The sequence below is a fragment of the Comamonas halotolerans genome (assembly GCF_030162935.1).
Taxonomy (GTDB): domain Bacteria; phylum Pseudomonadota; class Gammaproteobacteria; order Burkholderiales; family Burkholderiaceae_C; genus Comamonas; species Comamonas halotolerans.
Genome location: NZ_JASAUZ010000013.1, coordinates 1 through 13,134, shown reverse-complemented (window position 1 = coordinate 13,134; position 13,134 = coordinate 1). Strand labels below are relative to the sequence as shown.

Annotated in this window: 13 protein-coding genes; 12 read left to right on the top strand and 1 reads right to left on the bottom strand. The window is 54.2% G+C overall.

The features are described 5' to 3' along the window. Positions 1–48 precede the first annotated feature (48 nt). The 9 genes from livH (at position 49) to QEP11_RS09520 (ending at position 8,802) form a co-directional block, all read left to right on the top strand. Positions 49–975: a high-affinity branched-chain amino acid ABC transporter permease LivH gene (gene livH / locus QEP11_RS09560; RefSeq protein WP_284336419.1), complete on the top strand. Its 927-nt coding sequence runs from the start codon at positions 49–51 to the stop codon at positions 973–975. Then, positions 975–2,222 carry a high-affinity branched-chain amino acid ABC transporter permease LivM gene (locus tag QEP11_RS09555; RefSeq protein ID WP_284336418.1) on the top strand — a complete coding sequence of 416 codons (1,248 nt, stop codon included), beginning with the start codon at positions 975–977 and terminating at the stop codon, positions 2,220–2,222. The genes livH and QEP11_RS09555 overlap by 1 nt, the downstream gene beginning before the upstream one ends. Before the next feature lie 39 nt (positions 2,223–2,261). Continuing rightward, positions 2,262–3,032, top strand: coding sequence for a high-affinity branched-chain amino acid ABC transporter ATP-binding protein LivG (gene livG / locus QEP11_RS09550; protein WP_284336417.1), 771 nt, complete (start codon positions 2,262–2,264; stop codon positions 3,030–3,032). 17 nt (positions 3,033–3,049) lie between these two features. Continuing rightward, positions 3,050–3,751, top strand: coding sequence for an ABC transporter ATP-binding protein (locus tag QEP11_RS09545; RefSeq protein ID WP_284336447.1), 702 nt, complete (start codon positions 3,050–3,052; stop codon positions 3,749–3,751). 64 nt (positions 3,752–3,815) lie between these two features. After that, a complete protein-coding gene (locus tag QEP11_RS09540; protein WP_284336416.1) occupies positions 3,816–4,574 on the top strand; it encodes an SDR family NAD(P)-dependent oxidoreductase in 759 nt (252 codons plus the stop codon). Positions 4,575–4,905: 331 nt separating this feature from the next. After that, positions 4,906–5,886, top strand: a complete 981-nt coding sequence (locus tag QEP11_RS09535; protein ID WP_284336415.1) for a Bug family tripartite tricarboxylate transporter substrate binding protein — start codon at positions 4,906–4,908, stop codon at positions 5,884–5,886. Between the two features lie 282 nt (positions 5,887–6,168). Next, positions 6,169–6,312, top strand: a complete 144-nt coding sequence (locus tag QEP11_RS09530; protein ID WP_284336414.1) for a hypothetical protein — start codon at positions 6,169–6,171, stop codon at positions 6,310–6,312. Between the two features lie 536 nt (positions 6,313–6,848). Continuing rightward, positions 6,849–7,205, top strand: coding sequence for a PRC-barrel domain-containing protein (locus QEP11_RS09525; protein ID WP_284336413.1), 357 nt, complete (start codon positions 6,849–6,851; stop codon positions 7,203–7,205). Positions 7,206–7,596: 391 nt separating this feature from the next. Continuing rightward, a complete protein-coding gene (locus QEP11_RS09520; RefSeq protein ID WP_284336412.1) occupies positions 7,597–8,802 on the top strand; it encodes a serine hydrolase domain-containing protein in 1,206 nt (401 codons plus the stop codon). Between the two features lie 124 nt (positions 8,803–8,926). On the opposite strand, the gene QEP11_RS09515 is transcribed toward QEP11_RS09520, so the two are convergent. Beyond that, the gene (locus QEP11_RS09515) at positions 8,927–10,561 is read right to left on the bottom strand and encodes an ABC-F family ATP-binding cassette domain-containing protein (protein ID WP_284336411.1); all 1,635 of its coding nucleotides are present in this window, start codon (positions 10,559–10,561) and stop codon (positions 8,927–8,929) included. Between QEP11_RS09515 and QEP11_RS09510 the strand changes: the two genes are divergently transcribed. From QEP11_RS09510 to QEP11_RS09500, 3 genes are read left to right on the top strand one after another with little or no spacing between them, the layout of a single operon-like run. Then, on the top strand, positions 10,463–10,789 hold the full coding sequence (locus QEP11_RS09510) for a hypothetical protein (RefSeq protein ID WP_284336449.1): 327 nt from the start codon (positions 10,463–10,465) through the stop codon (positions 10,787–10,789). The two genes, QEP11_RS09515 and QEP11_RS09510, sit on opposite strands and share 99 nt — an antisense overlap. A 53-nt stretch (positions 10,790–10,842) precedes the next feature. After that, complete coding sequence (locus QEP11_RS09505) at positions 10,843–11,448, top strand: SRPBCC family protein (protein WP_284336410.1); 606 nt, start codon at positions 10,843–10,845, stop codon at positions 11,446–11,448. Between the two features lie 60 nt (positions 11,449–11,508). Next, a complete protein-coding gene (locus QEP11_RS09500; protein WP_284336409.1) occupies positions 11,509–12,732 on the top strand; it encodes an MFS transporter in 1,224 nt (407 codons plus the stop codon). Positions 12,733–13,134: the final 402 nt, after the last annotated feature.

The following is a 13,134-nucleotide window of genomic DNA, read 5'->3' as shown; positions in this document are numbered from 1 at the left end:
CAAAGCTTGCTTTGCTGCGCTTTCACATCTCGCTAGGCCTTCGCGCACATGAACGACTTCCTCCCTCAGCTGATACAGCAGCTTTTTAATGGTCTCTCACTCGGAGCCATCTACGCCCTGATCGCCATCGGCTACACCATGGTCTACGGCATCATCGGCATGATCAACTTTGCGCACGGCGATATCTACATGATTGGCGCCTATGTCGGCCTGGTCACCCTCTCGGCTGTCGGCATACAAGGTGCCGTCCCTATCTGGATGGTGATTGGGCTGATGCTGATCGTGGCAGTGGTCATCACCGGCATCTACGGATTTGCCGTGGAACAGGTTGCCTACAAGCCTGTTCGCAACAGCCCCCGCTTGGTGGCCTTGATTTCGGCCATTGGTATGTCCATCTTCTTGCAAAACTGGGTTGCCCTGGGCCAGGGTGCCCGTGACGTGGCCGTCCCCTCCCTGTTGCCTGGCGCATTCCAGTTTCAGATGGGCAATGGCTTTGAAGTCTTTGTGCCCTACACCCGCATCCTGATCATTGCGGTTGCAGTGGTGCTGATGATTTTGCTCACCATCTATATCAAGCGTTCTCGCATGGGACGTGCTTCACGCGCCTGCTCCCAAGACATGCACATGGCCAGCCTGCTGGGCATCAACACCAATCGCGTGATCTCGTTCACCTTTATTCTAGGCGCCATGCTGGCTGCCGTGGGCGGTGTGCTCATCGCCTTGGCCGTTGGCAAACTCAACCCCTTCATCGGCTTTATTGCGGGTATCAAGGCCTTCACCGCAGCAGTGCTGGGCGGAATTGGCAGCATTCCTGGCGCCATGCTGGGTGGCGTGATTTTGGGTGTAGCCGAAACTTTGGCCGCAGCCTACATCTCGTCCGAATACAAAGATATCGTGGCATTCAGCCTGTTGGTGCTGATTTTGCTGTTTCGCCCCACCGGCTTGCTGGGCAAACCTGAAGTGGAGAAAGTCTGATGCAGCGCCTTCTCCATAACCTTGGCCCAGCCTTGATGGCAGCCGTCATTACCGCACTCGTCGTCACCCCTATCTTCGGTCTGCAACTGCAGCGCGTGGGTGGTCAGATGAGCCTGGAGCCACACTGGAATTATGTGATCTGGGCTGCGCTGATCGTCTTTGCGGTGCAACTGCTCAAACCAGCCCTTAAAGGCGCAACCAAAGGTCTCAGCCTTCCGCGCGTCCCTAGTCTCTCACCCAAGCTGCGCAACGCCTTCATATTTGCAGCCCTGCTGGTGGCCGTGTCATGGCCATTCTTTGCGGGCCGCAATGCAGTGGACATTGCCACGCTCGCCATGATTTACGTCATGCTGGGCCTGGGGCTGAACATCGTGGTCGGCTTTGCCGGTCTGCTTGACCTGGGCTTCGTTGGTTTTTATGCAGTGGGCGCGTATACCTATGCCCTGCTGTTCCACTGGGCCGGCTGGTCCTTCTGGGAAGCACTGCCGCTAGCTGGTGCTGCGGCAGCCCTGTTCGGTTTTGTACTGGGCTTTCCGGTGCTGCGCCTGCGTGGGGACTACCTGGCCATCGTCACCTTGGGCTTCGGTGAAATCATCCGCCTGCTGCTTATCAACCTCAATGACTGGACGGGTGGCCCTGATGGTATTTCTGGCATTCCCAAGCCCACCGTCATGGGTTTTGAGATGACCCGCAATGCCAGCGTGGAAGGTGGGACGACTTTCCACCAGCTGATGGGCTGGGAGTTCAACTCCGTGCACATGGTCATCTTTCTTTATCTGATGGCACTGATGCTGGCCGTTGTCACGCTGTGGATTTCCAACCGTCTCATCCGCATGCCGATCGGCCGTGCCTGGGAAGCCCTGCGCGAAGACGAAATCGCTTGCCGCTCGCTGGGGCTGAACCCCATGCACATCAAGCTGTCAGCCTTCACACTGGGTGCCATGTTTGCCGGTTTTGGTGGTGCCTTCTTTGCCGCACGCCAAGGCATCGTCAACCCCGAGTCCTTCACCTTCATTGAGTCGGCACTCATTCTGGCGATTGTGGTGCTGGGCGGCATGGGGTCTCAGCTCGGTGTCATCGTGGCTGCCATTTTGATCACAGTGCTGCCCGAACTTGCGCGTGAGTTCTCGGAGTACCGCATGTTGATTTTTGGTCTGGTCATGATTTTGATGATGGTGTGGCGCCCGCAGGGCCTCTTCCCTGTCGCCCGTGCCCACGTTGAAGTGCCGCAAAAGCGCAGCACCTGAGCCACCATTTCATGCACCCATTAAAGAAGAAATTTCAGCATGCATAGTAGCCATTTGTTGGACGTGAAAGACCTGAGCATGCGCTTTGGCGGTTTGCTCGCGGTCGATGGCGTCAATATCGAACTGGGCGAGAAGCAGATTCTTGCCATCATCGGCCCCAATGGAGCCGGCAAAACCACGGTGTTCAACTGCATCAGTGGCTTCTACACACCCACCAGTGGCAAGGTGGCCCTGCAAGGCGAGAGCATCGCCGGACTGGGTAGCCATACGGTGGCCCGTAAAGGCGTGGTACGCACATTCCAGAATGTGCGCCTGTTCAAGCGCATGACCGTGCTTGAAAACCTGCTCGTTGCGCAACACCAAAAAGCTAGGGTGTCAGTGTTGTCCGGCCTGTTCAACACGCCCAACTTCCGCCGCCAGGAGGCCCAAGCCATTGAGCGCAGCCTGCATTGGCTCGACTACATGGGCCTGCGCGAGTTTGCCAACCGGGAGGCTGGCAACCTGGCCTACGGCCACCAGCGGCGCCTGGAAATTGCCCGCTGCATGATTACTGACCCCAAAGTATTGATGCTGGATGAGCCAGCAGCGGGCCTCAATCCTCAGGAAAAGCTGGACCTGCAAGCCCTGATTCGCCAACTGCGCGACCAGTACGGCGTGTCCATCCTGCTCATTGAGCACGACATGGGATTGGTCATGGGTGTGTCCGAGCGCATCACCGTCATGGAATATGGCAAACCCATTGCCCATGGCACGCCAGAAGAAGTAAGAAACAACGAGCGGGTCATCAAGGCCTACCTGGGAGAGGCCTGATGAGCACATCCACCCCCATGCTGAAACTGCAAGACATCAGCACGCACTATGGCTCCATCTGTGCAGTTGACAAAGTATCCTTGCACGTCAACCAAGGTGAGATCGTCAGCCTGATCGGCTCCAACGGTGCAGGCAAAACTTCGTTGCTGATGACGGTCTGCGGAAATCCCCGCGCTACCAATGGCAGCATTCACTTTGAAGGAGAGGACATCACACTGCTGCCCACCCACCACATCATGCAGCGCGGCATTGCCATCTCTCCTGAAGGGCGCCGTATCTTCCCCGACCTAACCGTCGTGGAGAACCTGCAGATGGGCGGCTTCTTTCTCAACAAACAGGCGATTGAAGCGGGTATCGAGCATGTGTTTCACCTGTTCCCCCGCCTCAAAGAACGTGCGCACCAGCGCGCTGGCACGATGTCGGGTGGCGAGCAGCAAATGCTGGCCATTGGCCGAGCATTGATGTCCAAGCCCCGTTTGCTGCTGATGGATGAACCCACACTGGGTTTGGCTCCGCTGATCATTGCGCAGATTTTTGAAATCATTCAGACCATCCGCAATGAAGGCGTGACCGTTTTCCTGGTGGAGCAAAACGCCAACCGCGCTTTGCAGATTGCTGACCGTGGCTATGTGCTGGAAACCGGCAAGCTGGTGCTGGAAGACACCGGTGCCAACCTGCTCAAAAACGACGCTGTTCGCAAAGCCTATCTGGGCGGCTGACTGTGCCGCTTTGCCACGTTGCCCCTGAGTTCATGCACTGTTGACTGCTATTACGATACAGCGCATGAAACCTCAGCTCTTCATCCTCACCGGTGGCTCCCGCGGCATGGGCTTGGCAATGGCCAAGCAAATTCTCAGCCAGGGACACCAACTGCTCACCATTGCACGCCAGCGCAATGACGTCTTGGACAGCGTTGCACAGGCACACCAGGCGACAATCACTCAGTGGCAACACGATCTGGCCATGCCCGAGCAGGCTGCCCAGCAATTGCTGCAGTGGCTGTCCACGTTGAGCAGCAGCGACTTCCAGCGCATAGTGCTGATCAACAACGCCGGAGTGATCCCCCCTATTGCACCGCTGTCGCACAGTGACTGGCACGCTATCAGCCAAGCGCTTCGCGTGGGTCTTGAAGCCCCCATGCTGCTGACCTCGGCCTTCCTTCGTGCTACAGACAGCTGGAACATTCCGCGCCAGGTGCTCAATATCTCGTCCGGAATGGGTCGCCGCGCCATGGCGTCCCAAGCGACTTACTGCGCGGCAAAAGCCGGCATGGATCTTTTCTCGCAGTCCGTGGCCCTGGACGAAGCAACCAAGCCCAATGGCGCAAAAATATGCTCTCTGGCTCCCGGTGTTATTGACACCGACATGCAGGCGCATCTTCGCAGTGCCAGCGAAACCGCATTCCCTGACGTGAGCCGCTTTGCCAACCTTAAAAGCAGCGGCAGCCTGACCTCGCCCGAAGAAGCTGGCGCACGCGTGCTGGCCTGGCTGGAACGCAAGGACTTTGGCAACCCAGTGATTGCGGATGTACGCCAAGCCTGAGCAAATGCCGAAACGGAATGCATTTTTTGCAAAGTTTGGCTTCCTGCAAAGCTTTACAGCGCTAACATCAGCACATCCCAAGAACCTGTTTGTGCCAAGTGGGCCACACAGTGCCGCGCTATCTGATCGGTAGCAGCAGCCGTGATCAACCTGCAGGCCACCCCTGCAGGCGATGCGCAAACTTGGTTTTATACAGGTACTCCATGCCTGATGGTTCAGCACCCCTGCACCGTCAATGGTGCCCACACATTCGCTCGAAAGCGGTGTTGCTGCTGCATTGCTATGCACAACAGTGCCCCTGTTTTAGATATCTGTGCTTTTGGAGACCTCCATGTTCCGCAAACTGATCACCTGCACCACATTGGCTTTCATTGCAGGTGCTGCAGTGCCTGCCTTGGCAGAAACTGCCAGCCAATACCCTAGCAAGTCTGTCCGTCTGGTGATTCCATTTCCTCCAGGCGGTGGCACCGACATTCTGTCGCGCGTGGTTGCCAACAAGCTGACTGAAGCAACATCCTGGACCATTGTTCCTGAGAACAAAGCTGGCGCGGGCGGCACGATTGGCATTACCGAAGCGGCCAAGGCTCCTGCAACTGGCTACGACATGGTGATGGGCCAAAAAGACAATCTGATCCTGGGCCCGTATCTGTACAAGAACCTGCCCTGGAATCCTGTCAAGGATTTGACACCGGTTGCCCATGTGGCTTACACGCCCGTGATCATCGCCACCAGCGTCAACTCTCCCTACAAGACAATTCAAGACGTGATTGCCGCGGCCAAAGCGCACCCTGAAAGGATCACTTACGGCTCGCCCGGCAACGGCACAAGCATCCATATTGCTGGTCACATGTTTGAAAAAGCCACGGGCGTGAAGCTGACCCACGTGCCTTACAAAGGCTCCAACCCTGCGTTGATGGATGCCATTGCGGGTAACGTCGATTTGCTCGTCTCGTCCATTCCTTCAGCAATTGGTCAGATCAAAGCTGGCAAGCTGCGTCCCTTGGCCGTTACCTCGGCCAAGCGCTCCACCTCCTTGCCGAATGTAGCCACCTTGCAGGAGCAAGGCATGAAGGACTTTGATGTCAGCACCTGGTATGGTCTGTTCATGCCTGCTGGCACACCTGCTGACATTGCCTCCAAGATGAATGCCGAAGTCAACAAACTTCTGGCATCCAAGGAAGTACAAGAAGCAATTCTTGCCCAGGGCGCTGAGCCCAAAGCCATGAGCATTGCGGAATTCGACAAGATGTACCGTGCTGACTTTGCCAGTTCCAAGGCAGTTGTTGAAGCCTCCGGCGCAAGCATTCAATAAATCGCAACTCAGCCTCTCAAGAACTGTACTGCGCACAACCTTGCAAAAAGCCCAACTCCACAGAGTTGGGCTTTTTTTTATGCATGTGCACATACTCGTCAATAAGGCTTTTGCACGCGCTTAGGAACATCGCACCCTTCATTGAAATTTCGAACGTTCAAACTTGTGCCAGAAGTAACAGTTGGTAGTTGTCACGGCAATTTCACGAAAGTAGTCAACCATTCACATCAAGAAGACGTTCAATAAGAACGCACCACCCCACTGACTTGAAAGGAAAGCACCATGACTTTTTTGCAATCCGTTATTCAACTTCAGTCTTATGAACAAGAAACTGCACCTCAGCCTGCCCCTCGTGCACCTGAAGAGGTCATCAGTCTGCTGGCTCAAGAGGCCCCACAAGGCGAATACAGCGTAGATGCGTTCTAAGCTCTGAATCGGTAGCTCAGACAACCGCCCTTGAGGCGGTTTTTTTGCGCACATGGCAAACCATAGCTGTTGCAAGCACGCATTTCATACAACTACGTCTTCAGCCAGCAATTCCAAATGGGTTGAGAAGCTTTGGAATTCTGTAAAAAACCTTCAAGAGTTTGAATGTTAGTAACTGCAAACATGCACCACAACTGTGACAGCCCATGACCTACACAAGGGGCTCAGGACATCGGCCATCCTTACATCCAAGGTAAGCAATTTTGCTTGCCTGCCAACCTGAAGGAGTAATGGATATGTCGCAAAACAACCAGCAGCAGAGCCCTAACCAAAAGGTACAACAGCAGCAACAGCAGCAGCAAAACCCCAACCAGCAGCAGCCTGGGCAACAAACGCCAAAGCAAGGTCAGCAGCAACAGCAGGCGCCCAATCAAAAAAATCAGCCTGGACAGCAACAGCAGCCTCAAAAACGCCAACAGGGCTAACTGCCCAACTTGAAAAACTCAAAGTCTTCTTACCTCGTGAAAGGAGTAGGCATGCACACAGCCAATACAGCCTCGTCTGTGATTTCATCTTCCCGAGTCAACGGAACGAACGTCTACAACCCCGCAGGTGAAAAACTTGGCTCTATCGACTCACTGATGATCGACAAGATCAGCGGACAGGTTCGATATGCAGTCATGGAATTCGGAGGCTTTTTGGGCATGGGCACTGACCTGTATCCCCTGCCCTGGAACAGCCTCAAATACGAACCAAGCCAAGGTGGGTATGTGGTCTCTGTGAGTAAAGAGCAGCTTCATAGTGCTCCTCGCTATGACAACAGCACATTGCCAGAGTACAACGATGAGTACGGTCGGCGTGTGTACGACTACTACGGCGTTCCTTACGTTTAACTCACACGCAATCGCTTTCGCGCGATTTTGACCACATCAAGTGGTTGCAAAGGGCCAGCAGCTGCTGGCCTTTTACTTGATAAATGCCCTGATTGAGAGACCCTCTATGCTCGGTCTGGAGCACATTGGTTGCAGCCGTCACTGCGGCTGTGTGTTTTTGTGATCGCTACGCGGGCAGGTCTCTCCCAGCAAAACGCCACCATAAACAACAAATCTACCGTGAAGGGAAAGCCCGCTATCGCCACACGCCCGCGGACCTCACACTTGCATTCACGCATTGTCTGAAGTGCAGCCTCTTCCTAACGCTACCAACACGTTTGCAGTTTGCAGACAATGCACTGCATGACCCAGCGCACTGGCGGCAGATTTTTCCAATAAAAAGGAGACGGGCTTGGTTTTGAAGAAATTGGTGTTGAGGACCCTGCTAATTACCGGTGCAGCCGCACTGGTCGGATGGTTCACACTGGACAAGGAAACAAGGGGGCTTTTAGCCACCGTGCCAACCAATCGTGATTTGCTGTTCTGGACACAGCCGCAACGTGACGCAGCGTTCCGCGCATTGGATCGTGTCCCCTTACTCGCTAAAGCAAACGTAGTTTCAGCCAGCAACAAACCGTCCCCTCTCCCGCCAGGGCCGCCACTTGATCTAAAAATCGATGTGCAAGCATATATGGCGGGCCAACGTAGTGCCGCACTGCTGATAGTGCACCAAGGGAAGCTGCGACTGGAGCGTTATGGCCTTGATTTTGAAGGTTCAGGCCGCTGGACCAGTTTTTCCGTCGCCAAGTCACTGACCTCCACGCTGGTAGGTGCTGCAGTAAAAGACGGTTTTATCAAGAACTTGGATGACAAAGTAAGCGTCTACATTCCAGACCTGAAGGGTTCTGCATATGACGATGTAAGTGTGCGGCAACTGCTCACCATGACCTCCGGCGTGAAGTGGAACGAAGACTATGCGGACCCAGACTCGGATGTGGCCAGGTTCAACAACCACCAGCCCGAGGAAGGAGTGGAAGCACTGGTGAGTTACATGCGCAAGCTACCGCGTGAAGCGGCACCCGGCACCCGCTGGCTGTACAGCACAGGCGAGACCAATCTGGTGGGAACTCTGGTGCAGCAGGCCACCCAAAAACCATTGGCCACTTATCTATCTGAAAAGATATGGGGCCCCGTCGGTATGGAACAGCAAGCCACCTGGCTTTTGAGCAAAAGCGGTCAGGAAATTGGCGGCTGCTGCGTGCAGGCCTCGCCACGCGACTATGCCCGCCTGGGCCTGTTCATTCTGAATGGTGCCCAGGTCAACGGACAAAGTATCGTGCCTGAAGGCTGGTGGACTGAAGCAACCACCAAACGCACCGAAATTGGCCTTCCAGGCCGGGGCTACGGTTACCAGTGGTGGACCTACGACGACGGTAGCTACGCGGCCCGCGGTATTTTTGGTCAAGGCATCTTTATAGATCCACAGCGCCAGTTGGTGATCGTCTCGAACGCCAACTGGGCTGGTGGAGCGCGAGACCCTCAGGCCACTGAAGCACGTGAGGCCTTTTACCGCGAAGTGCAAAAGGCGATTGATGAGGAACTCCTCATTCCATCTTAGGGATAACTCAAGCAACAACGCAGTACGTTAAAACTCTACCCAAGTGCGCTCCAACTCGGAACCACATGCAACGAAACAACTGACCCCCATCCCATAGTCACGTACTTTGCGACGTAACTTGCTATCAGATTCCATCTTTAACCCTCTGCTCTGCAGGCAGCAGTTTCCAGCCACCAGAGCTTGCCACCAGCCAATCAGTCAGCCCAAGTTGTCCCAGAAAAACTTTATCGTGCGATACCACAAACAATGCGCCTTGATAAAGGGACAAGAGTTTTTCCAAGGCCTGCATGGACGGGAGATCCAGATGATTGCTTGGCTCATCAAGCATGAGTAACTGTAGTGGCTCATCTGCGTAGAAAACACAGGCCAAAGCTGCTTTAAGCCGCTCTCCACCACTAAGTGCCCCGCTGGGAGCGTTGATCTTGTGTGCATCCAGTCCCAGTTGTGCCAAGCGCATACGTAAATCGCTTTCGCTCAGACGTTGGCTTATCACCTGCAACTGCTCTAGCACCGAATGCTGCGCATCCAAACTTGCCAGCCCCTGGTCAAAATAGGCAATGCTGGGGGTAACCTTCACATCTCCCGCGAGTGGTGCGATCTGACTTGCAAGAACTTTGAGCAAGGTGGATTTGCCACAGCCGTTTGGTCCCTGCACACCAATACGCTGTTGCCCGGTCACCACCAGGTTAATGCGCTGTGTGGCCTCTGGTACAAATGGCAGTATCACATTCTCCAGTTCAGCAATACGCTTTTGAACGGCATCTACATTGACAGGATGCGCGTGAATGTGCTGCTCGTCTCCCACCTGTAACGCTGCTTCACGCACACGCTGCGCCAATACAAGCTGAGTGCCAGCCTGCTGCGTGCGCAGTTTTCCAAGCGATTGTTCGCTGCGCTCCTTCTGTCGATCCAGCAAGATCTTTGCTTGATTAGCCTTCTTGCGGCTGCTGTTGCCACGCGCTAGGCGCTTCTCTTGACGCTCACGCTGCACACGCATCACCTGAACTGCACGCTGCCGCTCAAGTTTCATATTGTCCAGCTCGGCAAGCGCGCTCTTTTGAGCCTGTGTTTTCGCCTGAGCATAGAGCGCATAGTTGCCGCCATAGCTGCGCAATCCCAGCGAAGATAACTCGACAATGCGCTCCATGGACATCAGCAACTCGCGGTCATGACTGATAACCAGCAAACCACGCTTCCAGTGCTTGAGCCATTCAATTAAGCGCTGGCGGGCTTCATCGTCTAGATGGTTGCTAGGCTCGTCAAGGATAAGAAAATCAGCTTCTGACAGCTGCGCACCAATCAATGCCACACGCATGGATTCACCACCACTCAGCATGCTGCTTGGAGTGCTTGCATTCAGATGTTTCAGCCCCTGCAGCCCTAGTGCCTGCTGAAGCTTCGACTCTATGAACCAGTTCTCACCAATGGTATTGAAATCCGCTTGCGCACAGCTCCCCGCCTCAATGCGCTTCACAGCATCCAATACATTTTGCACGCCTGCAAGATCAGCAACTGTAGTGTCGTTTCGCATACAAACCTGCTGAGCAAGGTAATGCACCCTGCCTGTCTGTATGCAGCGCCCACTGCTTGGCTCAAGCAAGCCAGCAAGAATTAGCGCAAGCATGGTCTTGCCACAGCCATTGCGTCCAACCAAACCTGTATGGCGTTGATCAAAATTTTCGTTGAGTTCGGAGAAAAGCGTTTCGCCATTGGGCAAACCAAAAGACACGCTTTCCAAGGAGAGGTAGGTGTTCGCCATAAATATTCCATTGATGCAAAGAACTCCCCAGCGTTATGGGGCGATGAAGATTTGCCGTTGTGTCAACGGCTGCATCAATGGCGCATGGGACTTGGCTCCTTAGGGATATATGTTCAACGGCGCATTTTAGAAATATCTATGACAGGTCGCAAAGCGCCGCTGTTCGCAGTACAACGTTTTCTTTCGGAAATGACAACATGCCAGGTTAGGCGCTTGACAATTATCTGAGTCAAAAGGCAAGGTGGGGAACAAGACGGCTTCTACCACTCTGAAGGAATATCATGAACTACGTGCAATTAGCATGCTGGTGTACAGCAGCAATTACCTTGAGCGCATGCGCGGCCACCACGGACCTGACCTCTTCTTCCACCTTCAGTCAAGCCACCCAGGCGCAGCATCCACGATTCAGCGCGGGAGGATATGCTCAGGTGGACATTCAGCGTCCGCTCTCCGAAACTTTCGCCACACTGACCAACGCCAATCTGTGGCCGACCATCAATCAAGGCATAACCAAGGCCATTACTCCTGAGAAAGTGGTGATAAAACAAGGCATACGCTTCAAAGAATCAATTGCCAGCCCCATCACTGGAGTGAATGATTGGACAAATGAATGGCTGGTTGAGTCCTTTGAGCCTGGAAAACGGTTTGTGATCTCCGGCATCGACCATTTCAGCAGCATTCCTATTCACTCTCGCATCACCTATGAGTTTGCAGCCAAAAATGAGTACACCACCACGTTCAAGCGTGGTATCGAGGTTGCGATCGACCAAAGCTTTATCCAAAACGCGAGTAAAGCTGAAGTAGAAGCTCTATACAGATTTCTGGGATCCCAGTGGGAAATGGCTAATCACCTCAAACTCTTCATGGAGAGCTATCCAGTCCGCTGAAACATTGCGCCATGGTGCCCAGCACCCACAATGGGGATGACGAATTGACTCAAACAATCCATGAAGCCTGCTGAAAAAAAACCGATCGCCGCATCCGCACACGGTGCACGCTCCGTACCACGCAGTGTGTGGGCCCTGGGTTTTGTCTCAATGTTCATGGACATCTCTTCGGAAATGATCCATGCCCTTTTGCCACTTTACATGGTGGCCGTCCTGGGCACCTCTGTGCTGGCAGTGGGACTCATCGAAGGCATTGCCGAAGCGACTGCTTCCATCGTCAAAGTTTTCTCTGGCGCACTTAGCGACCGCTTTGGCAAGCGAAAGCTGTTGGCGGTGATTGGCTATGGGCTAGCGGCAGTCACCAAGCCCGTTTTCCCTTTGGGGGCAGGCCTTGAATGGTTGGTTGGAGCGCGTTTTCTGGATCGAGTTGGCAAGGGAATTCGCGGCGCGCCACGCGATGCTTTGGTGGCCGACGTAACGCCTACTCATTTGCGCGGTACAGCGTATGGACTTCGACAGACACTCGACACGATTGGTGCTTTCACCGGCCCCTTGCTGGCAATTGCACTCATGTGGTGGACTGCGGACAATTACCGCCTGGTTTTTTGGTTTGCAGTACTTCCTGCTTTTATTGCCGTCGCGGTGCTTGTGCTGTTTGTGCGTGAGCCCCCACGCCCTGCTGCTGCACGCCCCGCCAAGCTGCCGCTGCGCAGCAGTGAGCTTGCGCGCCTTGGCACTACCTACTGGTGGGTGGTTGCTATCGGTCTGGTGTTCACCCTGGCCCGCTTTAGTGAGGCATTCCTGATTTTGCGAGCCCAGTCTGCAGGGCTCCCTGCTATGTGGGCTCCTTCTGTCATGGTGGTCATGGGGCTGGCCTATGCTTTATCTGCCTACCCGGCTGGTGTGCTCTCCGACCGTGTTCGCCGCTTGGATGTACTACTCGTGGGTCTGGTGCTGCTGATTGCTGCAGACCTGGTCCTTGCGCTTATGCCCGGGCTTTGGGGATTGGGTATCGGTGTTGCACTATGGGGTTTGCATATGGGATTTACCCAAGGTTTGTTCAATGCCTTGGTTGCGGACACTGCACCTGCGCAGCTTCGAGGCACAGCATTTGGCATGTACCATCTGCTCACTGGAGTTGCACTGCTTTTAGCCAGTGTGATTGCGGGAGCCCTGTGGGACAGCATCGGCTTTCAGGCAACTTTCGCATGCGGTGCTTTCTTTGCAATACTCACAGCCCTGGGCCTGTGCATACTTAGAAAAGATGCACGCATCCATCTTTGATCTACAAACACGCATGAATGGTTAGCCACATCTTGTTCAAAGCGATAAAGATAAATCGACGCTCTCTGTGGTGCATGCCGGTTTATGCAAGATCTACAGGCCATGCCAGTCCAACTGCCTCACTCAATTGGTGAGCGATCAGCCGCAATTTTTTATTTTGTGCACATTAATGCTAATGGCAAGCGTTTCTCAAATGCTTGAACAATCAAGCTTATTCCCTGCATAAAATGCCCACTCCCCAAGGAATTCACCTGCTCTCACTACGTATTGAGGCAGATTTAGCGCAACAAGCGCTTCTGTCATAGCGTTGACTCTTCTTCACTTGAACTTCCAGCCCCTACACGCCCCGCCCGACCCGTGGTTTCTTTTGCTCATTGACAGTGAACATTGAAGAATTGTCGG

What these genes read in the sequence shown, in the direction of transcription:
- QEP11_RS09555 (WP_284336418.1), top strand. Translation starts at nt 975, where the DNA reads ATGCAGCGCCTTCTCCATAACCTTGGCCCAGCCTTGATGGCAGCCGTC.
- QEP11_RS09540 (WP_284336416.1), top strand. Translation starts at nt 3,816, where the DNA reads ATGAAACCTCAGCTCTTCATCCTCACCGGTGGCTCCCGCGGCATGGGC.
- QEP11_RS09515 (WP_284336411.1), bottom strand. Translation starts at nt 10,561, where the DNA reads ATGGCGAACACCTACCTCTCCTTGGAAAGCGTGTCTTTTGGTTTGCCC.
- QEP11_RS09525 (WP_284336413.1), top strand. Translation starts at nt 6,849, where the DNA reads ATGCACACAGCCAATACAGCCTCGTCTGTGATTTCATCTTCCCGAGTC.
- QEP11_RS09500 (WP_284336409.1), top strand. Translation starts at nt 11,509, where the DNA reads ATGAAGCCTGCTGAAAAAAAACCGATCGCCGCATCCGCACACGGTGCA.
- livH (WP_284336419.1), top strand. Translation starts at nt 49, where the DNA reads ATGAACGACTTCCTCCCTCAGCTGATACAGCAGCTTTTTAATGGTCTC.
- livG (WP_284336417.1), top strand. Translation starts at nt 2,262, where the DNA reads ATGCATAGTAGCCATTTGTTGGACGTGAAAGACCTGAGCATGCGCTTT.
- QEP11_RS09510 (WP_284336449.1), top strand. Translation starts at nt 10,463, where the DNA reads ATGGCGTTGATCAAAATTTTCGTTGAGTTCGGAGAAAAGCGTTTCGCC.
- QEP11_RS09535 (WP_284336415.1), top strand. Translation starts at nt 4,906, where the DNA reads ATGTTCCGCAAACTGATCACCTGCACCACATTGGCTTTCATTGCAGGT.
- QEP11_RS09545 (WP_284336447.1), top strand. Translation starts at nt 3,050, where the DNA reads ATGCTGAAACTGCAAGACATCAGCACGCACTATGGCTCCATCTGTGCA.
- QEP11_RS09530 (WP_284336414.1), top strand. Translation starts at nt 6,169, where the DNA reads ATGACTTTTTTGCAATCCGTTATTCAACTTCAGTCTTATGAACAAGAA.
- QEP11_RS09505 (WP_284336410.1), top strand. Translation starts at nt 10,843, where the DNA reads ATGAACTACGTGCAATTAGCATGCTGGTGTACAGCAGCAATTACCTTG.